The 24,913-nt window shown below is 71.4% G+C and carries 19 protein-coding genes; 10 read left to right on the top strand and 9 right to left on the bottom strand.

From position 1 onward, the window contains the following. Positions 1-91: 91 nt before the first annotated feature. Entirely contained in the window at positions 92-3,307 is a 3,216-nt protein-coding gene (locus IPI43_02320) for a hypothetical protein (GenBank protein ID MBK7772963.1), read from the top strand. 36 nt (positions 3,308-3,343) lie between these two features. On the opposite strand, the gene IPI43_02315 is transcribed toward IPI43_02320, so the two are convergent. Next, a complete protein-coding gene (locus IPI43_02315; protein MBK7772962.1) occupies positions 3,344-5,164 on the bottom strand; it encodes a serine/threonine protein kinase in 1,821 nt (606 codons plus the stop codon). A 543-nt stretch (positions 5,165-5,707) separates the two neighbouring features. Here IPI43_02315 and IPI43_02310 point away from each other — a divergent pair. From IPI43_02310 to IPI43_02300, 3 genes are all read left to right on the top strand, one after another. Then, positions 5,708-6,097 (top strand): hypothetical protein, encoded by a 390-nt coding sequence (locus IPI43_02310; protein ID MBK7772961.1) that lies wholly within the window; start codon positions 5,708-5,710, stop codon positions 6,095-6,097. A gap of 107 nt (positions 6,098-6,204) precedes the next feature. Then, positions 6,205-8,769, top strand: coding sequence for a sigma 54-interacting transcriptional regulator (locus IPI43_02305; GenBank protein MBK7772960.1), 2,565 nt, complete (start codon positions 6,205-6,207; stop codon positions 8,767-8,769). A 63-nt stretch (positions 8,770-8,832) separates the two neighbouring features. Next, positions 8,833-10,998, top strand: coding sequence for a response regulator (locus IPI43_02300; GenBank protein MBK7772959.1), 2,166 nt, complete (start codon positions 8,833-8,835; stop codon positions 10,996-10,998). Between the two features lie 12 nt (positions 10,999-11,010). Here IPI43_02300 and IPI43_02295 read toward each other — a convergent pair whose 3' ends face one another. Genes IPI43_02295 through IPI43_02280 form a run of 4 tightly spaced genes read right to left on the bottom strand, consistent with a single transcriptional unit; the run spans position 11,011 to position 13,451 of the window. Further along, a complete protein-coding gene (locus IPI43_02295; protein MBK7772958.1) occupies positions 11,011-11,553 on the bottom strand; it encodes a hypothetical protein in 543 nt (180 codons plus the stop codon). Then, a complete protein-coding gene (locus IPI43_02290) occupies positions 11,550-12,050 on the bottom strand; it encodes a hypothetical protein (protein MBK7772957.1) in 501 nt (166 codons plus the stop codon). The genes IPI43_02295 and IPI43_02290 overlap by 4 nt, the downstream gene beginning before the upstream one ends. Next, the gene (locus tag IPI43_02285; GenBank protein ID MBK7772956.1) at positions 12,047-12,613 is read right to left on the bottom strand and encodes a hypothetical protein; all 567 of its coding nucleotides are present in this window, start codon (positions 12,611-12,613) and stop codon (positions 12,047-12,049) included. Before IPI43_02285 ends, IPI43_02290 begins: the two co-directional genes overlap by 4 nt. Then, positions 12,606-13,451 (bottom strand): RNA polymerase sigma factor, encoded by an 846-nt coding sequence (locus tag IPI43_02280; protein ID MBK7772955.1) that lies wholly within the window; start codon positions 13,449-13,451, stop codon positions 12,606-12,608. The genes IPI43_02285 and IPI43_02280 overlap by 8 nt, the downstream gene beginning before the upstream one ends. 167 nt (positions 13,452-13,618) lie before the next feature. Between IPI43_02280 and IPI43_02275 the strand changes: the two genes are divergently transcribed. Beyond that, the gene (locus IPI43_02275; protein ID MBK7772954.1) at positions 13,619-15,175 is read left to right on the top strand and encodes a VWA domain-containing protein; all 1,557 of its coding nucleotides are present in this window, start codon (positions 13,619-13,621) and stop codon (positions 15,173-15,175) included. 21 nt (positions 15,176-15,196) lie between these two features. Here IPI43_02275 and IPI43_02270 read toward each other — a convergent pair whose 3' ends face one another. The 3 genes from IPI43_02270 to IPI43_02260 all read right to left on the bottom strand — a co-directional run bounded on the left by IPI43_02270 (position 15,197) and on the right by IPI43_02260 (position 18,458). Beyond that, positions 15,197-15,895 (bottom strand): serine/threonine-protein phosphatase, encoded by a 699-nt coding sequence (locus IPI43_02270; GenBank protein ID MBK7772953.1) that lies wholly within the window; start codon positions 15,893-15,895, stop codon positions 15,197-15,199. 83 nt (positions 15,896-15,978) lie between these two features. Then, positions 15,979-16,869, bottom strand: coding sequence for an LD-carboxypeptidase (locus tag IPI43_02265; GenBank protein ID MBK7772952.1), 891 nt, complete (start codon positions 16,867-16,869; stop codon positions 15,979-15,981). Then, positions 16,866-18,458 (bottom strand): hypothetical protein, encoded by a 1,593-nt coding sequence (locus IPI43_02260; protein ID MBK7772951.1) that lies wholly within the window; start codon positions 18,456-18,458, stop codon positions 16,866-16,868. Before IPI43_02260 ends, IPI43_02265 begins: the two co-directional genes overlap by 4 nt. A 115-nt stretch (positions 18,459-18,573) precedes the next feature. On the opposite strand from IPI43_02260, the gene IPI43_02255 reads away from it, so the two are divergent. Together IPI43_02255 and IPI43_02250 are read left to right on the top strand one after the other, a co-directional pair. Continuing rightward, positions 18,574-21,024 carry a sigma-54-dependent Fis family transcriptional regulator gene (locus IPI43_02255; protein MBK7772950.1) on the top strand — a complete coding sequence of 817 codons (2,451 nt, stop codon included), beginning with the start codon at positions 18,574-18,576 and terminating at the stop codon, positions 21,022-21,024. A 3-nt stretch (positions 21,025-21,027) separates the two neighbouring features. Continuing rightward, the gene (locus tag IPI43_02250; GenBank protein ID MBK7772949.1) at positions 21,028-21,276 is read left to right on the top strand and encodes a hypothetical protein; all 249 of its coding nucleotides are present in this window, start codon (positions 21,028-21,030) and stop codon (positions 21,274-21,276) included. A gap of 28 nt (positions 21,277-21,304) precedes the next feature. Here the strand turns inward: IPI43_02250 and IPI43_02245 are convergent, their stop codons facing one another. Beyond that, positions 21,305-22,303 carry a LysM peptidoglycan-binding domain-containing protein gene (locus IPI43_02245; protein ID MBK7772948.1) on the bottom strand — a complete coding sequence of 333 codons (999 nt, stop codon included), beginning with the start codon at positions 22,301-22,303 and terminating at the stop codon, positions 21,305-21,307. A gap of 507 nt (positions 22,304-22,810) precedes the next feature. On the opposite strand from IPI43_02245, the gene IPI43_02240 reads away from it, so the two are divergent. The 3 genes from IPI43_02240 to IPI43_02230 are packed head-to-tail and all read left to right on the top strand — an operon-like array spanning position 22,811 to position 24,897. Then, positions 22,811-23,191, top strand: coding sequence for a helix-turn-helix transcriptional regulator (locus IPI43_02240; protein ID MBK7772947.1), 381 nt, complete (start codon positions 22,811-22,813; stop codon positions 23,189-23,191). 9 nt (positions 23,192-23,200) lie between these two features. Further along, a complete protein-coding gene (pilM, locus tag IPI43_02235) occupies positions 23,201-24,259 on the top strand; it encodes a type IV pilus assembly protein PilM (protein MBK7772946.1) in 1,059 nt (352 codons plus the stop codon). Continuing rightward, positions 24,256-24,897, top strand: coding sequence for a PilN domain-containing protein (locus IPI43_02230; protein ID MBK7772945.1), 642 nt, complete (start codon positions 24,256-24,258; stop codon positions 24,895-24,897). The genes pilM and IPI43_02230 overlap by 4 nt, the downstream gene beginning before the upstream one ends. Positions 24,898-24,913 lie beyond the last annotated feature (16 nt).

Below are 24,913 nucleotides of genomic sequence, written 5' to 3'. Positions count from 1 at the left end.
CGCAATCATTGACACTTTCGGCAGGGAACGTGACCATGGGAGCCCCATGTCGGCCCTGACGTCGCTGCTTGTCCGGGACCGAGTGGTTCCGGTGAAGAAAATCGAGGAGGCGATCCAGCGCCAAGTCATCTCGGGTGGTGCCCTCGACACGGTGCTGCTCGAGGTGGGCGCCGCCCCCGAGAACGTCCTGGCGTCGTACTGTGCAGCGGTGTTCGAGCTGTCTCCGGTGGCGGCGGCGGACCTCATGGCGGTGTCGCGTGACGTCATTCGATTGGTCCCGCGCGAGGTGGCCGAGCAGCACCGCGTCGTGCCGCTCGGCGTGCACCCCGGGCGTGTGGCCCTGGCCGTGCACGAGCCGCTCAGCCGTGAGGTGGAGCAGCAGCTGGCGTTCTTGCTCGGGGCCGCCATCGAGCAGCGCATCTCCACCCAGGCGCGCCTCGAGGCCGCCCTGGGCGCGCACTACGGCGTGGAGCTCTCGCCGCGCCTCAAGCGCTTGGGGCGCAAGCTGGGCGACGCCGACGCCGGCACGTTGGTGGAGGTCGCGGCCATCGACGACAACCGGCGCACCATGCCCGACGACCTGGCCCCCGCCATCGAGGCCGCCGCCGTCGCCGCGGTTGCGCCCGCGCCAGAGCCGGAAGGTCGGACCAGCGCCACCTACTCGGCGCGCACCGGCAGCACGGCGAAATACGGGCAGGTCCCTGCGGCAGGCCGCGGGAATGTCGCCGTGGCCGTCAACGTGGCACGCGTGGTGGGCGCCGAGTCCATCGAGCGCACGTCGCTCGTGGCCGATCCCCCAGGCTTCGGCGCCACGAAGCCGAGCCTCCCTGCTCCGCCCAACGCCCCCGCGGTGCCCACGCGCGATTCCGAGCCGCCCACGGGGGAGACGGCCTCTGCACTCATGGAGCGGCCCCCGCGCACCGAGCTGCTGCACCGCATCCGCGGTCCCTTCACGGCACGTTTGGCGGTAGAGCTGTTGGAGCAGGCCAGCAGCCGCGAAGAGGTGCTGCAGGTGTCGCTCGCCTTCGTGCAGCAGTTCTTCGACTGCGCCGTGCTGTTCATGGTGCAAGACGACGTGGCCGAGGGGCTGGACGTGGAGGGCCGCGGGCCGGACTACGCCACCGTGCGCCGCACGTCGGCGTCGGTGGAAGACGCTGGCATCCTGAGTGATGCCTTCCGCACGGCGCAGCCGCGCATGGGCGACCTCGAGGGCGGCACACGCGCCGACCAACAGCTGGCCGGCGCGTTGGGCCGTGACAAGGCGCAGCCGTGCGTGGTGGCGCCGGTGGTCATCCGCCAGCGCGTGGTGCTCTTGTTCTACGGAGACCGCGGCGGCGAGGACTTTGGCATCTCGGACGTGCCGGAGTTCGTCGCGTTCATGCCGCGCATCAGCGAGGCGTTCCAGCGCCTGATCCTGCGCCGCAAGCTCGGCAAGGCGGCGCCCGAGGCCGAGGCAGCGGACCCGAAGGGGAACATCGCCAAGCGCTGGCAGGGCGGTCGCCGCAACTGGGTGGCCGAGGTCTCGCACACGCCGCGGGCGCGTGCGCCCAAGCGTCGCACGCAGGCCATGGATCTGCTCGGTGTGCCGCGCACGGCGCCACCTCCCCCGTCCCCCGTGGCCAACACGGCGGGCGCGCAGAGCGTGCCAGCTCAGGCCCGGCCAGGGGTCGACGACACCACCCCCGAGGACCCCGAACCGGCGTATCTCGGAGTGCCCGAGCCCGCGCCCGAGCCCGCAGCAGATGCCGCCCAGCCCGCGTGGGAGGCACCCCCGGCCGTCACGCTCGACACAGCCTCAGGCTCCACCATGCTGGACGGTGCCGAGGCGGCGCTCGAAGACGCGACCTTGGTCACGGGCGAGCACGACGCCCCCGGCTTCGATGAGCCCAGCGAGCCCAGCGACGCCCCGCCCGCCAGCGCCGAGCGCGCCGCGAGCCAACAGGCCACGCTCGTGGACATCCCCGTGCCCGCCGAGGCGCTGGTTCGAAAGACCGGCGGCGTGTCCGTGACGCGCGCGGTGACCGTCGTGGACAGCGAGCGCGCTCGCGCCACGGCCCGCGCCCTCGCCGAGGCGGTGGTGATGGGCACTGTGGTGCCCGTCCCGGAGGAGCCACCGCGCGGGAACGCCAGCTTCCGCCCGGCAGCCGGTGTGTACTCGATGAAGGGGACCACCGACGTCGTCGCGCGCTCGCGCTCGTCGCGTCCTCCACCTCCGCGTGAGCAAGAGGCGAGCCGCTCCGAGAGCCCGAACACGGATGAAGCCGAGCGTCGCCGCCTGCGCTCGAACCGCCCGCCTGCGCCCACAGCGCGCGAAGCGGAGGCCGCACACGACGACGACGACGAGCCCGAGCTGACGGTCACCGCCGCCACCACGAGCGCTTCGGCCACCACCAACGCGCGTGCTGCGGTCGATCCCGGCATGCCGTCGGTCATCCTCGACCTCGGCGACAGCGTCGAGACCGCCATGCAGCAGCTGCTGAACGCGGGGCCGGAAGACGTCTTTGCCGTGAAGGCGGCGCTCCGCGCGGGCGAGGGCGTGCTGCCCGCGCTGGTCCGCGAGTTCCCCGGTCCGCTCTGGTTCGACCGCAACGCGCCGCATCAGCGGCTCCCGCGCGGGCGCGACATCTCGGCCGTCTCGCGTGCCATGGTGGCATTCGGCGAGGTAGCGGTCCCCTACGTGGCTGCCCTGCTCGACCGCGAAGACCACGACGTGCGCTTCTACGCCACGTTGCTGTCGGCGGAGCTGGTGCACAGGGATCTCGTGGGTCCCCTCGGGCGGCGCGTGTTCGACGTGGACTCGGGCACGCGTGCGTTGGCGCTCGACGTGCTCCGGCCGCTGCGCCGCTTCCCACGTGAGTTCGGGCGGGTCATCGATCGCGTTCGCGCCAGCGCACGCATCCCGGCGCGTCCCGTGCCCATTCGCCTCGCGGCCATCAAGGCACTCGGCCACCTGCGCGACGACGGCGCGCTGGACCTGCTGGTGCGCATGCTGGACGTGGACGAAGAGCGCCTGCGCGAGGCCGCTCACCAGAGCCTGGTGCTCATCACGCGCCAGGACTTCGGCCGCTCGCGCGACGCGTGGGCAGGCTGGGTCAAGGAGCACCGCGGCGAGCACCGCATCGAGTGGCTCATCGAGGCGCTCATGCACGAAGACGCGAAGCTCCGCCGCCTAGCCGGCGACGAGCTCAAGCACCTCACACAGGCCTACTACGGCTACCAGCACTCGCTGCCCAAGCGCGACCGTGAGGTGGCCCAGCGCAAGTACCGGCAGTGGTGGGAGACCGAAGGCCGCACCATCTTCCGTTGAGAGGGGTCCCTCTCGCCAGCCGGGGCTCGGCTCGGGTCAGCCCAGCCAGGTGAGGTCGAAGCGGGTGTCGTCGTCGCCCAGGGCGCGGCAGGCGGTCATGGTGACCTCGGCTTCTTCGGCGCCGGCGTTGGTCAGGAGCTTCTCGAGCAGGCCCAGCGTGCAGACGCCACCTGTCAGCGTGGACTGCCCCTGCTCGTCGAGCGAGAGCTGCGCGTACCCGCGACCTACGCGCGTCACCCGGAACGTCACGCCACGCACGCGTCGCGCGGCCAGCTTGGGGAAGTGCGTGACCACCAGCTCGGGCGGGGCATCGCCCAGCTCTTCCTTCACCCGGGCTGCCACGGCAGAGGCCATCTCGCGGCCGCACTCGACCACCAAGTGCAGGTCGTCGCGCCCCATGGTGGCGTCGATGCGCTCGAGCAGCTCCAGCACGGCATCGTACGGGACCCAGTCGTCCTCGGCCACGCCCGCGGCGAAGAGGTCGCGCGTGAGCGGCGGCAGGTACGTGAGCAGGTCGCGCAGCGCCAGCTGCCCGAAGCGGTCGCCCACGTACCGCAGCACGGCCAGCACCAGCCGGCCCTCGAACGCGCGCATGACGAGCGTGGGCAGCGCGTCCACGTTCGTGTCGCGCAGCGGCACCTCGTCGTGGTTGGGTGGCGCGCGCTCGGTGTGCTTCTCTCGCAGCGCGTCCCCGATCCCCGGCGCCGTGTCGAACGAGACGTCGATCTCGAGGCTCGCGCTCTTCGGCTGCGCGCCTGTGTCCAGGCGGTCGCTGCCGCGGCTCGACACCGGCGCGGCGGGCTCGGGCGGGGCTTCCTGCGCCAACACGCCCCAGTCACCGGTGTCGGAGCGCTTCACCCGGTCGCGGTGCTCTGTCTCTCGCGCGCGCAGACGCAGCAGGTCCATGGTGAAGCTGTCCGATGGCTGGTCGGCGCGCAGCACCTGCTTGCCGCCATACGGGACGAGCGCGTCCGCGAACTCTTCGGCGTCGCGCCAGCGTGTCTCGCGCTCCTTGCCCAGCGCCTTCATCACGATGCGCTCGAGGGCATCGGGCATGTCCGGGCGCAGGTAGCGCAGCGGCGGCGGCGGCTCCTGGCGAACCTTGTGCGACAGCTCCTGGAAGGTGGCGCCGTCGAACGGGCGGCGTCCGGCCAGCATCTCGTAGAGCACCACGCCCATGGAGTAGACGTCCATCCGGGGGTCGGGCTTGTCGTCACCGCGCAGCCGCTCGGGCGCCGCGTAGGCGGGCGTCCCCACCAGCGTGCGCGCAGGCGTCAGCGAGCGCGCTTCATCGACGGAACGCGGGCCAATCAGCGTGGCGAACCCGAAGTCGCAGACCTTCACGAAGTCCGGGTCACCGAACTGCGCGATGAGCATGAGGTTCGCGGGCTTGAGGTCGCGATGCAGGATGCCGCGGTGATGCGCGGCGGCGAGACCAGCCAGGCTGTGGGTGGCGATGGCGCACGCGCGCTCCACGCTGAAGCGGCCGTCGTGGGCGATGGCGTGGGAGAGGCTGCGACCGCGCAGGTACTCCATCACCAGGAAGGGCTGGCCGCGCTCCTCACCGAAGTCGAGCACGTCCGTGACGTTGGGGTGACCGATGCCCGCCGCCGAGCGCGCCTCGCGCAAGAAGCGCTCCACGGCCTCGGGCTTGCGGGCCGTGGTGGGGTGCAGGAGCTTGATGGCGACGAAGCGTCGCAGGAGCTGGTCGGCGGCCTTGTACACGGCGCCCACGCCACCATCCCCGATCAACCGAACGAGGTGGTATCGATCCTTGATGGTCGAACCCACCAGCGCTCCGCTGGTCAGGGTGGCAGGGGACGGGCGCGGGGCTTCGCCGCTCGAGGGCGGACTCATCCCGCGAGTCTCTCTTACCCGGCGGCGATGGGCAACGGGCGATTGATCCACCTATTCCTGTGGCTGCTCGTGATGCTGGCGGGCGTGATCGATCCGCCGGGGCGGGGCAGGGGTCGCGGCGGGCACGGACGCGCTGGCGCGTCCTGTCGGGACTCCCTGGAAAAGTGCACTTCGCTGCGCTGCGTTTCTTTTCCGGGTCCCCCCACGCCCTTGCTGACCCCTGCCCCGCCCCGGCGGTGGCTGACGTTCGTGGCTCGGATGAGCCCGACGGGTGAGCGCATGGAGCGATGCGCGTGGAGCGCCGCGGGGGCGTTCGTCCGCGCTTGGGCTCGACTGGCTCAGACGTAGGCGGGCGAGGGCGCGCGGGCCCAGTCGAGCGCAACCGAGTCTGTCTGCGCTCAGCTGAGCCCTCCGCCGAGCGCAGCGGCTTCCGTTGAGCGCTGCCGTCTCCTGCCACGCGATCACCTCCCAGTGGCCAACCTCCACCGAGAATGGAAGTTGCCAGTCAGGTCCTATCTGTGACACACCTTTGAGTCGAGCGTCATGCATCACTCCCACCTCAGCTGCGTCGCGCGTCGCCTGCTCGGCGCGCTCCCCCTCACTCTGCTGCTGCTGACCATGGCGTGCGAGGGGCCTGCGCCGCGCACCATCGGTGGCTACTGCCGGCGCGACACGGACTGCGTGTCGGGTCTGCGCTGCTTGAACCTGGCGTGCACCGAGCGGCGACAGGTGGACGGCGGACCTCCAGAGGACATGGGCAGCCCCGCGGACGGCGGCTCCGAGGACACGGGTGTCGATGCCGGTCCGGTGGACACGGGCGTGGACCTCGGTCCGGTGGACACGGGTGTGGACCTCGGCCCGGTGGACACGGGTGTGGATCTCGGGCCCGAGGACATGGGTCCCGAGGACACGGGCGTGGACGCCGGTCCCTGACGCGTGGCCTGACGCCCACTTGGTTCACCCACGGGCTGCACGCTGCTGGAACCACCGCCCGACGGTGATATGGTCCGTCGCCGTAGCGCGGGCTGCGGCAACGCCCCATGAATTCGCGCAGCCGCATCCTCCCCGTCGTCGGTCCGGCGGCCGTCCTCTACCTGCTCGCGGGTGCGTCGGCTGCGGGCGGCCTCGAGGGCGTGCGCACGCCGCTCGGGCTGCTCGCGCTCGCGCTGTCACTGACCCCGCTCTTCCTCCGCCACGTGGACGCCGCGGGGGCGCGACGTGTGAGCGGCGTCGGGGTCCTCGCCGGCATCATCCTGGCCGCCTTCCTGCTTCCTGACCCGGCCTCGCCGCTGCGGCTCGTGGCGCACTCCCTGGCCATGCCGCTGGCCGGGGCGCGTGTCTTTCAGCTCGCGCTCGTCGTCCCGGACCGTCCCGGGGGTCTGCTGCGCCTCGCGCCGCTCGCCACCGTGCTGGCGCTGGCCTGCGCGCTCCTCGGCCTGCTCGGCGCGTTCCCGCCCAGTCAGCTGTCCGACGAGGGCTACCTCTTGCCGGAGGCTGCCCTGCGCGGCGCACCTCGCCTCTTCATGTGGGGCGCGTTCACGGCTGCGCTGGTGCTGCGCGCGGGCCGCCGTCGCCTCGGGAGCGGGCCGGCTGCGCTGGCCTCCAACGCCTGGGGCGTCATGGGCTTGGTGGTGGTCGTGGTCGCGCTGCCGCTCACCTCGTGGCTGCTGGGGGTGGGCGTGCTGGTGCCCGATCCGGCGGCCGAGGCGCTCACGGCGGCCGTGCTGTCCATCGTGCTGCTCTATGGGCACGTGGCCATGGTGGACCCGCGCCGTCGGGTCTACGCCGGAGCTGCGGTTCGGCGCATCGTGCGCGCGGTGCTCGCGGTGGGGTTCGTGACGGTGTGCTTCGCCCTCGCACGCTATGCGCTCGGCTCGAGCGATCCGGCCCCGGCCTGGGCGTGGGCGGTCGCCGCAGGGCTGACGCTCGCCGTGGATCGCGCGCTCGCCCCGCTGGTGCGGCGCGCCATCGCCCCCTACGGAGGTCGCTTCCTCGATGCGTTGGCGCTCGCGGGCAGGCGCCTCGACGCCGTGCCCACGCTCACGGAGCTCGGGGCCGCGGTGCTGCCCGCGCTGCGCGAGGCGGCGGGCGAGTCCGATGCCCAGCCCGTGCTCTATGTCCTCGAGCCCGCACGGGTGGTCACCATCGACGCAGCGGGGATGCCGCGCGTGCAGGCCGCCTCGCTCTCCACGCGCCTGATCGACTTCGCGTTCGACAACCCTGGCACGCTCACGCTGGTGCCCGAGCTCGAGGCCCAGTCGGTACGCCGCCCGGAGCTGCGTCCGCTCCTGGACGCGCTCGCACAGCACGATGCGCTCGCCATCCTGCCGCTCGCGAACGATGGGCACGTGGACGGGCTGCTGGTCATTCCCCGTGGGCGTCGTCGCAGCGCGCTGGCGCTCGAAGAGATCCACGCCGCCGAGGCCTTCGCGCGACGGCTGGCGTCGCAGCTCGGCGCCATGGCCGGGCAGCTGCGGGCGCAGGCGCGCGTGGGCCAGCTCATCCAGGCGCACGAGCAAGTGTTGGACGAGCTTCACGAGCGGGACCTGCGCGTCGCGCGCCTGCGCGGGAGCCTCGAGCTGCTGCAGGCAGGTGGGCGCGCGGGCGGCGCCGAGCTGCCGCGCGTGGCCTACAGCCCGGCCATGCGCGCTTGCGAGGGGCAGCTCACCACGCTGGCTCCCGGGCTCGAACCGCTCTGCCTGCTGGCGCCCACGGGGGCGCCGCTGCTGCACCTGGTGGAGTTGCTGCACCGCGAGGGGTCACGGGCCGAGGGGCCGTTGGTGGTGGTGGACTGCGCGTCCGTTGCGGACAGCGAGACGCTGGTGGCGCTGATGGGGGACCCCGAGACCGGCGACCCGGGCTGGGTGGCCCACGCTGCGGAGGGGACGCTCGTGCTGCGCGATGTGCCGGCGCTCTCCATGGCCGCACAGGAGGCCCTCGCGCTCTTCATGGCGCCTCCGGCTGCGGTGGACGGGGCGTCACCGGACGAGCCGACGGGAGCGGCCAGCGCGCTCCCTCCGCGCGCGGACAACGCCGCCCGGGTGGTGCTGGTGACGCGCACGCCGCTCGACGAGCTGGTGGCGCGCGGGACGCTGGCGGCGCCGCTCGGTCGAATGGTGGGAGAGCGCGTGGTCGCCGTGCCCCCGCTCGCACGCCGCGCCGCCGACGTCCCGTCGCTGACCCTGCTGGCGGTGGCCAGCGCATGCCGCCGGCTGGGGCGTGAGCTGCTCGGTGTGTCGCAAGCCGTCGTGGACTACCTCGTGCGCGCGCAGCTGGATGGCGACGTCCGCGAGCTGGCCGAGCGCGTCGAAGAGGCTGTCGCGCGCGCGGGCGGCCCCCAGCTGCTGCTCGCGGATTTTCGTGTGGGTGTGGAGTCCGGAGCGGCGGAACGCCCGCCCAGCGAGAGCGCTGTCGCACTGCCCCCCGAGGCGGAGGTGGGCGCCGGCGACGAGTGGGTGGGGACGTTCAACGACCTCGAGCGCAAGATCCTCGAGCGCGCCATGACGCGGGCGGGCGGCAACAAGAGCGAAGCGGCGCGCACGCTCGGCCTCAAGCGCACCACGTTCCTGGACAAGCTCCGGCGCTACGGCGTCAGCACGGACTGACCTGTCACGGCGCGAACTCCCGCTCTTGTGGCGGGGGGCAGGGCCGCGCATCCTGACAGACAGGTGGAACTCGATCTCCAGTCCAACGTGCAGAGAGCGCGCGTCCCGCTGCGGGTGCTCGCCGCGCTAGCGCTCATCACCGTGGCCTACGGCGTTGGCGACATCGGGCTCCGAGACCACCAGACGTTCGTGCACTGGTGGGCGAACATAGGCTGGACGCTGATCAGCTTCCTGTCAGCGGCCAAGTGCTTCCACACGGCGCGACGCTCCCATCAGCGCCACCGCGCGCGCGCCTTCGCGTTCTTCGGGGCTGGCTGCGCCTCGTGGTTCCTCGGGATGCTGGTGTGGAACTACCTCGAGCTCGTGGTCGGCGAGTTCACGCCCTTTCCAGCGGTCAGCGAGCTGGGCTTCCTCGGCCTCGTCCCGCCCTTCCTGCTGGGCTTCTACGAGTACGGGCGTGGGGAGCGCGATGCGCCTCTCGGTCTCAAGCTGGTGGGTGACTATGGGGTGACGCTGGCCGCCATGGTCATGATCACGGCGGTGCTCTACTACGTGCCGGCGCGTGGCCATGCCTCCGCGCTCTACGTGGCGTGTGCGCTGGGCTATCCCGTGCTCCACTTCTCGGCGCTGTCGTTCGCCCTGGTGTCCTACTGGCAGCGCGAGTGGGGCGAGAACCGCGGCGTGCTCGGCTGGCTCATCGCGGCGATGGCCGTGCTCACGTTCGTCACCACCCTCTACGCGCACTCCCTGCTGACCAACAGCTACGAAGCGGGTCACGACCTCGACGTCTTCTGGGTGCTGGGCTTCGCCCTCGTCATCGCGGGGGCGTACCTCGAGGACGCGCTGCAGGCCGAGGTCGCCCTGCCACGTCCCCGCGAGGGTGCGTTCTGGGATGCGCTCGTGCCGTCCGGCATGTTGGGCATGGTCGTTGCGGTGACGTACACGCAGCGCGACCAATGGAGCCCCGCCCTGGCCCCTGTGTTCCTGTGGAGCGGAGTGCTGCTGGTCGCGTCGCTGGCCACCCGCACGCTGGGCAACCGTGCCCACGAGCGCGCGCTGCGCGAGAAGGGTCGCGCTCAGGAACGGGACCTGATGCAGGCGCAGAAGCTGCAGGCTCTCGGCACGTTGGCAGGAGGCATCGCGCACGACTTCAACAACCTGCTGAGCGGGATGCTGGGTGGCGTAGGTCTGTTGCGCCGCATGCCGGAACTGAATGAGCGCGCGCTGTCGTACGTGGACCTCATGGAGCAGAGCATGCTGCGCGCGGCAGACCTATCGAAGCGCCTGCGCGTCCTGACGCGGGCGCCCAGCGGTGAGCTGGCTCCCTTCCGCCCTGCGGATCTGGTGCGACGGGTGGCGGTGCTGGTGGAGCGCGGCACCTCCGGCGAGCGCAAGGTCACGGTGGAAGTGCCGGACATCGGCACGGGCTACCTCATGGGTGATGTCGGGCTGCTCGAGCAGGCACTGCTCAACCTGGCGCTCAACGCGCAGCACGCCACCACGGCGGCGGGAGAGATCGCCATCCGGGCGCGCCTGGCCATGGATAGCGAAGGGCGTGGCGGCCGCGACGGGGAGTACCTGGTGCTGTCCGTCAGCGATGACGGCTGCGGCATCCCGCTCGAGCACCAGGCGCGCGTCTTCGAGCCGTTCTTCACCACGCGCTCACCGGAGGAGGGCACGGGGCTCGGGCTCACCATGGTGCACGTGGCGGTGCGCGAGCACGGTGGCTTCGTGCACCTCGAGTCTACCCCCGGGGAGGGCACGCTCGTGGAGCTGTGGATCCCAGCCGTGCCCACCGCCGAGAGCGTGGTGCCCGTGGAACTCGCCACACGTGCGCTGCCTGTCGGACACGAGACGGTGCTGGTGGTCGACGACCGCGACGGCCCTCTCTTGGCGTCGAAGGCCATCCTCGAGTTCTGCGGGTACCGTGTGGAGCTCGCCTGGTCGGCCGAGGCGGCGCTCAAGGTGGTTCAGCGCGAGCCCATCGACCTCTTGGAGACCGACGCCGTGATGCCGCACATGGGTGGGCGAGAGCTGCTCGCGGAGCTGCGCGCACAGAGCTATGTCTTCCCCGCGATCCTGATGTCGGGCCACGACGAAGAGGCGGCCGAGTCCGGCGACTTCGCCGCGACGCTGCGCAAGCCCGTGGACGCGTACGCGCTGGCCTCGAAGGTGCGCGAGGTGCTGGACGTGGCGCGGGCCGCAGGCGTGGAGGAACTCTCCGCCTAGACGACGACGCTTCTAGCGTGGGCCGCAGCTCGTGTTGACCCGAGCACGCGCCCGGGCGCAGCGGCTGCGGGCTTCGTCGCAGCGGGCGTCATCCGGGGCGAGTCCGCACACCCGCTCGGCGAGCCGACAGATCTCGTCTCCGAGCTGAGCCGCGCTCGCACAGTCGGAAGCGTCCAGCGCACACCCGAGCGCGCCCAGTCCGGCGCTTTGGGTCGTGTAGAGGTCGCCCACCACGTCCCCGGGCGAGCTTGCGGCGGTGGTGGGCGCGGCGCCGCCCTCCGGCGCCCGGCTCGGCGGTGGGGCCGCCTGGACGTCGAGCTCGGCCTCCGAGACGGGCACGCCGCTGCTCTCGAGCAGCACCTCCTCACCGCCGGTGGTGGCCTCCGCGCGGCACTCGATGGCCAAGTCGATGGAGAGGTCGGCAGGGGCGGCTTCCGCGGTCTCCGGAGAGGTCGACCCCGCGCCGCCCTGCGCGGACCCGGCGCAACCCGGCCCGCACGCGAGCGTGAGGGCCAGCGCGCCGACCGAAAAGCGCAGCGTCTGGCGCAGGGTCATCGTGGTTCCTCCCCGGCGAGCACGGCATCCAGCAGCACCTCGTTGATGCGCAGCGCGGCGAGGTAGTCGGCGCTCGCCCCCTCACGCTCACCGAGCGCTTCCTGGGCTTCGCCGCGCGCGATCAGCAGGTTGGCCGTCAGCACGTCATCGCCGTGGCCCAGAGCCAGGCCCGAGTTCGCGGCCGCGCGTGCGGCTTCGTGGTCGTCCTGCCCCGCCGCGAGGGTGGCCAGGCGGAAGTACAGGTCTTGACGCGCCGCCCGCGCGTGGGTCGCGGCCACCGCGTCCGGTGCGGGGGCGCTGGCCAGCGGCGAGAGCGCGGCCGCCGCAGCGGCCACGTCTCCGCGCTGCTCCGCAGCGTCCGCGCGCTGGTGTGCCTCTCGCAGGGCGCCGACCCAGGCCGATGCACTCTCGCTCGGGCTCGTTGCGGGCTCGTCGCACCCGTGCGCCGAGAGCACCAGCGCCGACACCAGGAGGGCGTTCCACAGGCAGCGGCTCATGGCGCGTACTCCGTGGCGAGCTGGGCCAGGAGCTCCTCGCGGTATGGCCGCATGGCCTGCGCCAACGGCTGCGCCCCCGCGTTGGCCGTGGTGTCCGTGCTCTCTCCCTCCGTGCGCTGGACTGCGCCGAGCTGCGCCTCGAGCACGGCGAGGGAAGGCGGGGGTAGCGACGCCTCCGTGTTCGGCGCGGCGGCGTCGCGGGAGAAGAACCACAGGCCCACGGCGGCGGCCAGGCTGGCGCTCGTGGCGACCAGCAGCCACGCACGCAGGGCACGCCACCCCATGAACGCTCCGGTGCTTCCGGTCTCACGAACGACCGTGGGGTTGGTAGCGGGCAGCGACGCCTCGAGCTCGGCATACAGCGCCGACAGGCGGGCCTCGCTCAGCTCGGGGGCCCGCGTCATCTTGAGGAGGTGTCCCGCTTCGAGCGCGGGCAGCAGCGCGTCGAGCTGGGCCTCGTCCAGCGTTTCGCGCTCGAGGGCGCGTGCCAGCGCCGCCGCCTCCGCCAGCTCTTCCTCGCTCGGCAGGTCGTCCACGCTGGGCTCGCGGTGCTCGTCAGTCATCCTGAGCCTCGCTCTCTGGCACACGCCGCGCGCTCGCGCCCGACGCCTCGCGCTCGTCCCACGCGCGTCGAAACGCGCGCAGCGCCCGCAGCAGCAGCACATCGAAGGTGCCCAACTTCACCTCCAGCGCTTCGGCGCACGCCGGCCGCTCGCGCTCCTCCAGGAAGCGCAGCTCGATGGCGCGGCGATAGCGCGGGTTCAGCGCGGACAGCGCCTCCGTGATGCGCGCCTCGAGCGCGGCCTGGTCGCGGCGTGCGCTGAGCTCGCCGAAGGGATCTCGCGCGCCGGGCTGCTCGAGCGGCGCCAGGAGCCCCTCCAGCTGCGTCAGGGCGCGGTCCGTCCGGGCGCGCGCCCGGTGCATGTCGATGGCCTTGTTGGACGCGATGCGCGAAAGCCAGTGGTAGATGCTCACCCCCTGATCCTCGTAGCTGTCGAGCTTCACGAAGGCCGTGCGGAAGGTCTCGGCCAGCGCGTCTTCCGCGGCGCCCGGCGCGCCTAGTTTGGGCAGCAGCACCCGCCGGTAGAGCACGGGGGCGTAGGCGCGGTACAGCTCGGCGAACGCGGCCCGCTCGCCGGCACGGATGCGGCGAAGCAGTGTGCGCTCCCAAGCGATTCGATCCGCCGCTTCCGTGTTGGCCACCCATGCCTCGCGCACGGGCCGCCCGGGGAGGGCAGCGCCACGTACTCCCGCCTTGTACGGCAAGCGCGCCGCACTTTCCAGCACGGCGGACAGCCCCGCTCGCAGGCGCGTTCCCGGTGACCAGGGTGTGGTCCCGAGGGGCGCGGGAAGGGACATGGCGAGCTGGCCGTCGGTCACCGTGGAGGAACGTGTCTCCACCCGGGTGGCTTACACCCTGGGGCGAGAGCGCCACAACGAACGAACGGACAAAGAGAGTGTAAGGCCGGGGCGCGAGGCGGCGTTGAACAGGCGAATCACCCAAGCCGTCGAGGCACGAGCGGGTCCCACGCTCACCCGGCGACTGGTACGCCACCAAGGAGTCCTCCATGTTCAGCTCACGTCTCACCGGCGCCACGCGGCGCCTGCCCCAGCGTCTCGCCCTGGTGCTCGCGCTCGCCGGCTGCAGCGGCTCCACGGCTCACACGCCCCGCACCGGCGCTTCCACCGAGTCGTCCACGAGCGAAGTGGCCCTGGTGTCTGCGGAGAGCACGGGCAGCAGCAGCCCCCGCGGCGGGAGCGAAGGGTACTACGCCCCCTCCGACGACAGCGTGGGAGGATACGCCGGCGGGGGCGAGCTCGACGGCGTCGCGCGCGAGTCGTCTCCGGCCCCATCGACGCCCGCTCGCCACGAGGGGGGCACGGGCGGCGTCCCGGCACGCGCCGCCGCTCCCGACACCGCGGGCGCCCGTCGCCCCAGCTCGGAGGCATACGCCGCCGAGGCGCCTTCCCCCTCGAGCATGCGTTCTGCCCCCATGGACGTGACCGTCACCGTGACGATCGAGGAGTCGGAGATCGCCATCCCGGACCCCATGCCCACTCCACAGCAGCAGGTGGCCCCGCAGTCGCGCGTGCTGACCGCCGCCACCGTGGGCGACACCGACCGCCGCGGGAACTACCTCGAGTACGTGAACCGTCGTCCGTTCGAGGCGCAGCGCGCCGGCTTCGACGTCTCGCGGCGCGTCCGCTTCCGCGTGGTGGACGCGCAGGGTCGCCCCTTCCGTGGCGCCAACGTGTCGCTGGGCGGGCAGGGCGGTCAGGTGGAAGGCACCACCATGGCCGACGGCTACTGGGACTACTTCCCGGGCGTGCTCGGTGACGTGGGCTCGGACGTCCAGGCCACGGTCACGGCGGGCGGAGTCCGCGCGCAGGTGGCCGCGCGCATCCCCATGGCCGGTGACGGGCAAGACGTCGTTTTCCGCATGCAGGGCGTCACCGCCACGGCGCCGCAGCGCCTGGACCTCGCCTTCCTCATCGACGTGACGGGCAGCATGGAAGACGAGCTGCGCTACGTGAACGCCGAGGTGGCGGACATCGTCGGTCGCATCCACGCCGCGTCGCCCGAGGTGGCCATCCGCGTGGGCGCCACGTTCTATCGCGACCGCGGCGACCGCGAGCCGCTCCAGGAGATCCGCTTCACGTCGGATATCCAGGGCTTCGCGCGCACCATGCTGTCCATCCGAGCCGACGGTGGCGGCGACTACCCCGAGGACCTGAACGCGGGCCTCGCAGCTGCCTTCGCGCGGCAGTCGTGGAGCGACGGGGACGCCGTGCGCGTCATGGTCGTGATCGCCGACGCACCCCCACAGCACTACCAGTCGTCGTACACCTACGTGCAGGCCATGCGCGACGCGTCACGCCGCGGCATCCGGCTCCTGCCCGTGGCGGCCAGCGGCGCCGACCGCGAGGTGGAGTTCCTCTTCCGCGCGATGGCCACCGTGACGGGCGCGCCCTACACGTACCTCACCGACGAGAGCGGCGTGGGCAACCCGCACATGGAGGCCGACACCGACCGCGTGGCCGTGGAGTATTGGAACGACCAGCTGACTCGGCTCGTCACCGAAGACCTGCGCGGCGCCGGCATGCACGAGCTGATCCCCAACTGAGCGAGCGTCCCGCGGCGCGGCTCAGAGGCGCAACACGTCCACGACGATGACCGTCACGTTGTCACGTGCGCCGTTGCGGATGGCCTGCTCCATCAAGTAGTCGCTGGCCTCGTCGGGCGTTCCCCGGGCCAGCAGCGGACGCAGCTCGGACTCCACGATGGAGTCCGTGAGCCCGTCGCTGCAGAGCAGGAAGCGGTCCTTCGGCGCCACGTCCAGGAAGCGTACGTCGGGGCGTGCATCCCCGCCTCCGCCGAGCGCGCGCGTGACCACCGTCCCCATGGGGTGCGACGAGCGCTGCAAAATGGGGTGGCCCAGGGCGAACTCCATGTCGCTCACCACGGAGTGGTCTCGCGTGAGGCGCTCGATGCGCCGGTGGCGCAGGCGATAGACACGGCTGTCGCCCACGTGCGCGACCGTGGCGCCCTGGTTGAACAGCGAGAGCGCGGCCAGCGTGGCCGCCATGTTCTGGCTGCGCTCGTCACGGTCGATGCGCTGCGCAGCGTTGGCGATGGCCGCGTCGAACTCGATCAGCGGGTCGCCGAGCCCGGCCAGCCGGAAGTGCGCGCAGATGGTGTCCACGGCCAGCCGGCTCGCCGCCTCTCCCGCGCTGCCCATCCCGTCGGCCACCACGAAGAGACCCAGGTCGAGCTCGATTCCGAAACAGTCCTCGTTGGAGGTTCGTCGACCTGCGTGGGTCTTTCCGCTCGCGAGTAGCTGCACCGGTCGTTGCCTCGCCCCATCGTAAGCGAATCACCTGGCAAGTACAGGGGCTTCGCGGCGCTGTGGGTGCGAAGCCCGCCTAGCTACTCGAAGTGCAGAATCCTGGCGGTGGCGTCCAGTGTCACGGTGCGCCCCAGCGGCAGCTCGCGGTTGTCGTCCACATGGCCAGCGGGAACGTCCAGCACGCAAGGCAGCCCGAGCGCTTCCGCGTGCCTCACCAGGACATCGCGCCCACTGACGCCGTCGACGCCGGGTGCGCAGTCCGTGAAGGCGCCGAAGGCCACCCCGCGCACCTGCTCGAACCAGCCGGCGTGCGTGAGCGTGGTGAGCATCCGGTCGATGCGATACGGGCGCTCGCCGATGTCCTCGAGGAAGAGCACCGAACCATCGAGCGGAGGCGCGAACGGAGTCCCCACCAGCGCCGCCAGCACCGCCAGGTTGCCGCCCACGAGCGGGCCCACCACCCGGCCCGGAACTACGGTGGTGAGGTCCGTGAGCGCCGGCGAGGGCGCGCCTTCGAGCGCGTGCAGCCAGCGCAGCTGCAGTGCGTCGTCCAGGTCACCCACCTTGGCCACCATCGCGGCGTGCAGCGACGCCACCCCCGCGCGCGCCCAGAGTGCGTGGAGTGCGGTGATGTCGCTGAAGCCCACCAGCCCCTTGCCCGCTGCGCGCACGGCCGACACGCTGAGGCGGGGCAGCAGCCGCGTGGCTCCGAAGCCCCCCCGCGCCGCGATGAGAACCTTGATGGCGGGGTCCGCCAGGGCGCGCAGCAGCTCGCGCTCTCGGCGCACGTCGTCGCCAGCCAGGTAGCCGTCCCGCGCGAAGATGGCCTCGTCGTAGTGGCACACGTAGCCGCGCGAGCTCAGCAGCTCCACGCCGCGCTCGAAGGCATCACGGTCGAACGGCCCGCTGGGGGCCACCAAGGCCACGTGGTCGCCCGGCACGAGCGCCGCCGGCACGAGCCGCGGGGTCATCCCGCCTCGGGGCGGCCGTCCCCGTCGCCCTCGCTGGGTGGCCGCGCGGGCCGCAGCAGCACCATCGAGAGGGCGAACAGGAGGCACAGCAAGGTGGCGAAGTTCCCCACCACGCGGTAGCCGGTCGCGGCGTGCAGCCGTGGGGCCTCGACCACCTGCGCGAACGGCTGGCACACAGCGGAGCGTGAGCGCACGGCGCCCAGCGGGTCGATCAGCGCCGAGCCCCCCTCGGCGGCCACGCGCACCAAGAAGCGGCCTTGCTCGATGGCGCGGAACACGGCGCACGCGTGGTGGTACTCGGGCAGCGGCGTGCCCACGAAGGCGCGGTCGTCCACCACGCTCAGCAGCCACTCGGGGTCTTGCTCGTCCAGTTGCCGCCGCAGCTCGGGCCCGCTGATGTCGTCCCACCCGACCATCACGCCGAAGGGCACGCGCGCGACCTCGAACATGGCGCCGTGCTGGCCCGGACGGCGGCCCGCGTCATGGATGCGGGCGCGCACGCTCGTGGGCAGCAGCTCGGGGAGCGGCGTGAAGTCGAGGAACGGCGCCATCACCGCAGCCTGGTACAGCGACTGCCTCTGGTGCGCGGCATCCGCGAGCACCAGCGTGTTCATGCTGGGTCCCTCGGGCGGCTCGCCCCGCACCATGGGTGTGCCCACCACGAAGGGGAGCTCCACGCTGGGCAGGCGCGCTGCCAGATCCAGCTCGGACCACTCGAGCGGCGTGACGAACCCGCCGGCGGGCCAGACCACGACGTCGGGCGCGTCGTCCTCGGGCAGCTGGCCCAGCGCCGCCGTGGTCTGGTCTGCGAGCCCTGTGTCGTCGGTCCCGCCGGTCTGCACCACCAGCACTTCCACCGTGGGGGCGCCTGTGGTCGCGATGGCCAGCGCCTCCGTTCGGATGACGTGGATGCCCAGGCTGCCGCCCATCGCCACGGCGGCGGCCAGCACCAGGTACGGGCGGCGGCGCGGCGGAACGGCCAGCAGGAGGCACTCGGCGATGGCGCCGTTCACCAGCGCCAGCTGGAGGCTCACCAGCGAGGGCCCGCCCAGCGACGCGAGCGCGATCCACTCCGGGTGCTCGTACAGAGCCACGGCCAAGCGCTCGCTTCCGAGTGGCGCGAGGCCCTCGGCCGCCACCCAGGCGAACACCATGAACCCCGGCGCGCGCCGCCCGCGCCGCACGGCCAACCAGGTGAGGGTGGTGGCCACCGCCACGGGGACCGCCTGAACGGCGGCGGCCAGCTGCGCGGTCGCGCGCGCGTCGGCTTCGGGATAGCCCAGCGCACCCAGCGCCGGCAGCACGCTCAGGGCGGCACCGTAGGCGGCCAGGAAGGCCATCCCGGCTCCCATGCCCAGCGCGCCCAGCGCACCGGCCCAAGCACTCACCCGCTGCGGTGCGACCTCGAGCCAGACCATCATGGGGACGAGCGCTACGAAGCCCACGAACGCGTGGTCGTAGCCGGGGTAGCCGAGAGCGCTGAGCGGCGCACCCGGGCGACTGGCGAGCCACAGCCCGGCGCCGAGGCAGGCGGCAGCCGCCGCGCCGGCCCACGCGGCCACGTTCCGTAGGGCAGGGGACGCACTCATGGCCCGGCATGTACCACGCTCCGCCCTCCACCGGCTGCACTTCGCGCACGGTGTGTGCTCTCGCCCCCGCGCCGAATGTGCGCCGAACTGTGTCAAGTTGTGTTACCACCGCCAGGTGAACGAGATCTGGCATCACGACTGGCTGTGCGCCGAGGGGCCCCTCGACATGGCCCGCTACCGTGGGCTGGAGCTGGCGGATGCGCTGCTCGAGGGCGGGCGGCTCGGGGACGGTCTGCGCCTGCTCGAGCAGGAAACCGAGCGTTCGCGCGAGGCGGGTGTGCTGCGCGCGGGCTGGTTGGTGCGGCTGGGCGCCGTGGACGAGGCGCGCTCGATTGGCGTCTTGCTAAACGTGCTGGATGGCCCTGACGGGCCGCCGACACCCCCCATGAGGGTACAGTTGGCCCTGCTCGCACAGCGGGATGGGGATACGGACGCCGCCTTGCTGGCGCTCGAGCAGGCGGCGCAGCAGCTGCGCGCCGAGGGGGCACGCTGGGCGGCCACCCGAGTTGAGGTCCTCGAGGTCACGATGCGCCTCGTGCGCCGCCGTGCGAGCGATCTCGAGGTCTCTGCCAAGGTGTGCCAATCTCTGCCGGGCGGCAGCCTGCAGCGCCTGCTCCTAGCTTGGCACCACGCCGCCTCGGGGGCGCCCGTCGAGGCGCTGGTGCAGCACGCCAGTATGCTCCCTCAGCGCATGCTGGGCGCCGAGGCGTTGGCGGCCACGGTCATCCTAGCGCGCGACCAGGGCAATGATGAGGCCTTGTCGCGAGCCCAAGCCGAGCTGCTCGGACAGCTCGAGACGCTTGGCCTGACCCTGCCCCCCCGTCTGCGCGCGGGCCTGTTCGAGGGCCTGGGCCGTGGGCATGCACGAGCTCGCGCACGGCTCGTGGACGCCCGTCCGAGCGACGAGCGCGACCGGCTGGCGCGCGTCTTCCAGACCATCACGCGCCTCGCGCGCGAACGTGAGCTGCCGCGGCTGCTCGAGCGCATCACCGATGGCGCCGTGGATCTGACCGGGGCCGAGCGCGGCTTCGTGCTGCTCGCGGGCGCCGCTGGGCCCACGCCGGAGATCGAGCGGCACGCGGGGGGAGATCTCGGCGCACCCGGCGACGCCACCTTCAGCCGCAGCATTGCGCAGTCGGTCATTCTGGACGCGCGCCCCATCGTGACGGTGGATGCCCAGAACGACCCACGCGTGCGCGACTTCGCGAGCGTGCACCAGCTCGCGCTGACCAGCGTGGCGTGCGTGCCCATCCGCGGACGCGACGGCGTGCTGGGGGCGCTCTATCTCGAGCACCGCTCGCGGCGTGCGCGCTTCCACGCCGACGACCTCGACCTGCTGCTGGCCTTCGCCGATCAGGCGGCGGTGGCGCTCGAGACGCATCAGGCGCTCGCGACGCTGGCCACCCAGCGGGACCAGCTGCTGGCACAGAGGAACGAGCTAGAGGCCGCGCGGGGAGCGCTGGAAGATGCACTGGGGCGTCGCGAGGTCCAGCTGGCCGACACGCAGCGTGCGCTCGCGAAGGTCGCGGAGCCGTTCCGCACGGGGTACGAGCGCTTCGGCATCATCGGCCGCAGCGCAGCGCTCGGCGCCATGCTGGCGCGCGTCGACCGCGTTCGGGACGTGGACCTGCCCATCGTGCTGCGCGGGGAGAGCGGGACGGGAAAAGAGCTGGTGGCTCGCGCCCTGCACGGCAGCGGGCGCCGTCGGGACCGGCCGTTCGTTGCCCTCGGCTGCGGGGCGCTCGCCGCCTCGCTGCTGGAGAGCGAGCTCTTCGGCCACGTGCGTGGCGCCTTCACCGGCGCTGACCGGAGCCGCGACGGCGTCTTCGTGCGCGCGGAGGGCGGCACGCTCTTCCTGGACGAGCTCGAGGACATGCCCCCCAAGATGCAGGTGGACCTGCTGCGGGTGCTCCAAGAGGGCCGCGTGCGCCCTCTCGGGGGTGACCACGACGTCCACGTCGATGTGCGTATCGTGGGGGCGACGCGTCGTCCGCTCGCAGAGTGCGTGGCGGCAGGCACGTTCCGCGAGGACCTCTTCTACCGTCTGCAGGTGGTGGAGATCGTGGTCCCCCCGCTGCGCGAGCGGCTCACCGATCTGCCCCTGCTCGCCGCCCACCTGCTGGCCCAGCTCGCGCGCGAGCGGGGAGACGCGCCTGCCCGGCTGACCACGAGAGCGCTCGCGCGCATCGCAGCCTCGGGGCTGCCTGGTAACGTGCGCCAGCTGGAGCACCTGCTGGCCAGCGCGTGGGTGCTCTCCGACGGCCCGGTGCTCGATGCGGACGTGTTCCATGAGCTGCTGGGGGGTCCACCGGTCACGCCGAGCGCTTCGCAGCCCATCGACTTCGAGGTGGACGAGCTGCCGGCGCTGGGTCCGCCTGCGTCCCAGCCCGCCACCCCCCCAGAGCCCCCTGCGCCGCGCAGCGAGACGGAGTGGAAGGCCCTCGAGCACGAACGCATCCTCGAGGCGCTCACCGCGGCCGGGTGGAACCGCGTACGGGCAGCGGCCGAGCTGGGCATTCCCCGCAGGACCTTCTACCGGCGGCTGAAGGAGCATGGCATCCTCTGACGGATGCCCGAAGCACGCCTAGCGAAAGCCCCCACGACCCTGCTCGGGCTCCTGTTGGTCACCCTCACCCTGGGCTGCGCCGAAGACCTGCGCGTCCCGGAGGCACCGCCTGGCGAGCCCTGCAGCACGCTCGAAGACTGTGCTCCCGCTGGCGAGCCCGTCTGTGGTGCCCTGCGCGCGTGCGTGGGCGGCGAAGATGGTGCGGACGGCGTGTGCGAGGCCACCCCCTCGCTCTATCGGCAGTGCCCCTGAGCTCCGGAGGAGCGCGAACGCCTGCGTGTCACTCGGGAGCGGACGCGTCTGCCGCCCCGTCGCTGCCTTCGGCGTCTCCTGCTTCACCACCGCTGGCTGCGCCATCGGCGCTGCCGTTTCGGCGGTATCGCGGGGCCTCGCCCGAGCTCGAGTAGTCCACCCAGTAGGCGGACTCCGAGCGCGTGTCGAGGTGGATGAAGGTGCTGTTCGGGTAGTAGCCCACGCCCACGTCGGGGAGCTGGCGGCAATAGTCGCGCAGGTCGGTGTTGCTCACGCGATCCATGCGGAAGTCGATGGCCTTGCCCTCGACGTGACGGCTGGACTCGCGCGTGAAACCGCCTGCCGCGCGGAAGCCGCTGATGATGTAGAGCTTGCGCCCACCGAAGTGGTCGCTCACCTGCACCAGCAGGCGGATCAGGCGGTCGTCCACCCGAGTGGTGTCATCGGTCCCGCGCTCGCGCATCAACCGTGACAGCTGGGTGCGGGCCGCCGCGCGCGGGCGACCGCGGCTGTCCAGCACGCGGATGCGCGCCGTCTCACGGCTGGAGAAGCGGAAGAAGGTGACCACCCCAGGGTTGCGCGGGCGCCCGTACTGCTGACGCGCTGCGGCCGTGTTCTCGTGCCCAGGGAGCACCAAACGCTGCCCGGGCTGGAGCACCGTGTCCACAGCCATGCGGTTGGCTCGGGCCAGCTGCTCCGACGTGATGTTGTTCTCGCGCGCCACGTGCGAGAGGGTCTGCCCAACGGCCACGTAGGCGACGCCCTCTTCCGGGATGGTGAGCACCTGGCCGACCTGGAGCCGGGCGGTGGTTCGCAAGCGGTTGGCGCCCGCCAGGTTCGACAGGCTCACGTGGTGACGCGTGGCGATGGCGGCCAGCGTCTGCCCCGAGCGCACGCGGTGCTGTCGCTGCGCGGAGGCGATGGGGAGCAACACGACCAGCGCCGAGAGGCCGAGGGCCAGCGCGCACCCCAGCGTCCACAGGGCGCGAGCCCGCGGGCGGAGAGCGACTTTCGCGGAGGCAGACACGGTCGGTTCCAACGGCACGGCGCTAGGGTCTAACGCGTTGGCGCCGCGGGGGCAACCGACGGCACCCGAGCGACTCTCCGGGCACACCCGAGCGGGCATCTTGCGCGTTTTTTTGCCCTCGCCCGAGGAGGGTGCGAGCATGTCCTCAGTCTGTTCGTTCATTGACATCCGAAAGATGAGCACGAAGCGTCTCGTGGCTGTGGATACGATCGTTACCCCAACGATCGCCACTCAGCTACCGTCGGTGCAGAGGGCACACTTACATTCAACTTACCTATAATTCATAGGTAAGTTATGCTAACTTGCTTGACGATGCTAGGTTTCACACCTAGCGTGGCTTGTGAATCGGCCCAGGGTGGTTCACACCGCTGCTAGACATCTGCCCGAGCCATGACGGAAGACGACCAAATCCCAGAGGCCAGCATGCCCGCCGAGAATTCGGCCGGTTCCTCTGAGATTGCGTCGGACGACGTGGCCGCACCTGCCGCTGCAAGCGGTCGGCGGCCCATGTCGGCAGCGTCCGCGTCTCCAGTCGCCGTCACGGCGCCAGGACAACCGCGGGCGTCGGACCTCAGGCCCGCTGCCACACCCGCCCCCGCGGGCGAAGCAGATCCCGGGTCTCCTCGCGACACCAGCGCGAGGCCCGACAAGAGCGAGAAGAAGCGGACGACGATCCTTGAAGAGCGCAAGCCCAACACGGTCCGTCGCATCCGCATCGAAAGGATGATGTCCAAGGCAGAACTGGCGCGCAGTGCGAATCTCTCGGTGTTGACGATCGATCGTGTTGAAAAAGGCTTCGGGTGCCGCGTGGATACCAAGCGGAAGATCCTCGAAGCTCTAGGCCTCAGCCTCGCGGATCGAGTTCGAGTATTCGGCGAGGAGGAGTGATGCGGGTCGATGGCATCGGAAGGCAAGAACCTGGTTGGCGTGGATATCGGTTCCGCAGCCATCAAGGTCTGTGAAATCAAGGAGGCCGGAAAGGCCCCCCGTCAGCTCGTACGTTTCGGTTTCCATCCGCTCCCCGCGGATACGATCGTCGACGGGCACATCATCAACTCCGGCGCCGTCGTCGAGGGGCTAGAAAAGCTCTTCCACGGCTCCAAGAACCGGCGTGTGGCGCTCCGAGCGAGCGGTCATAGCGTGATCATCAAGAAGATCGCGATGCCGCTCATGACGCCCGCGGAGCTGGCCGAGCAGATCAGCTGGGAGGCCGAGCAGCACATCCCGTTCGATCTCGCCGAGGTCACGCTCGACTACCAGACGCTGACTCGGCGCGAAGACCAGGGTCAGATGGACGTGCTGCTGGTGGCGGCGAAGAAGGAGGAGATCAACGACCTCTACAACCTCGCCATCGAGGCGCGCCTGCAGCCCGTGGTCGTGGACCTCGACGCCTTCACCGTCCAGAACGTGTACGAGACGGCCTACGGTCCGCCGCCTGCAAAGGACACCATCGTCCTCATCCACGTGGGCGCGTCACTCACCACCGTCAACATCCTGGCCGACGGCACCACGGCGTTCACGCGTGACATCGCCAACGGCGGGAACGCCATCACGGACGAGATCCAGCGTCAGCTCGGCATCAGCCGCGAAGAGGCCGAGGCCTACAAGTGCGGCGGTGACGGGCGCGGCATCGTGCCCCAGGAAGTCCCCAGCATCATCAACCAGTCGGTGGAGCAGCTGGCGGGTGAGATTCAGCGCTCGCTCGACTTCTACCTAGCGACCAGCGGCGACCGTGACATCACCAGCATCTACTGCTCGGGTGGCACGGCGAACATCCGCGCGCTGTTGGACGCGCTCGCCAAGCGCTCGCGCTCCAAGGTCACACTGCTCGACTCCCTGCTCGTGGCCCAGCCCGCAGGCAAGCTGATCGACCCGGTGGCGCTCCAAGGTCGCACCGCGCAGGCGGCCGTCGCGATGGGGCTCGCCCTTCGCAAAGACAGGGAGCGTGCGCAATGATTCGTATCAACCTCCTCCCGAAGACCAAGAAGCAGGCGCAGGCACAGTCGTCCGGGAGCGGACCGCTCTGGGCCGGCATCTACCTGCTGGCCACCTTCCTGTGGGGCATTGGGCTTGCGCTGGTCTACTTCCAGTATCAGGGCGAGCTCGAAGGCATTCAGCGCGCCAACCGCGACCTCGATGCCGAAATCGCGGACCTCGAGCAGCGCACCGCCCGGCTGGATGAGCTGCGCGCACAGCTGGCGCGGAGCGTTCGGCTCGAAGAAGTGGTGGCCGAGCTCAACGCGGCTCGCACGGGCCCGCTCCGGGTGATGATGGAGCTCTCGCGCATCCTCAGCGTGCCGGGGGGGCCCACCATCGACCCGGAAGCGCTCGAGCGTCAGCGCCAGGTGAACCCGTACGCTGGCTTCCGTGAAGGCTGGGACGTGCGCCGGCTCTGGTTGAAATCCTTCACCGAGAGCGAGCGCGTCTGCGAGATTGCGGGCGAGGCACGCACCAACGAAGACGTCGCGGAGTTCCTGCGACGCCTCTCCTTGTCAGAGCTCTTTGCCGAGGTCGTCCTCGAGAGGACGGCAGGTGCCGAGGTCAACGATGAGAGCGTCATCGCCTTCGATCTGAACTGCCGGGTGAGGTACTGATATGGCACCGCCAAAA

Source organism: Sandaracinaceae bacterium (assembly GCA_016706685.1).
Lineage (GTDB): Bacteria > Myxococcota_A > Polyangia > Polyangiales > Houyiibacteriaceae > JADJJE01.
This window is presented reverse-complemented; position numbering and strand designations above follow the sequence as displayed.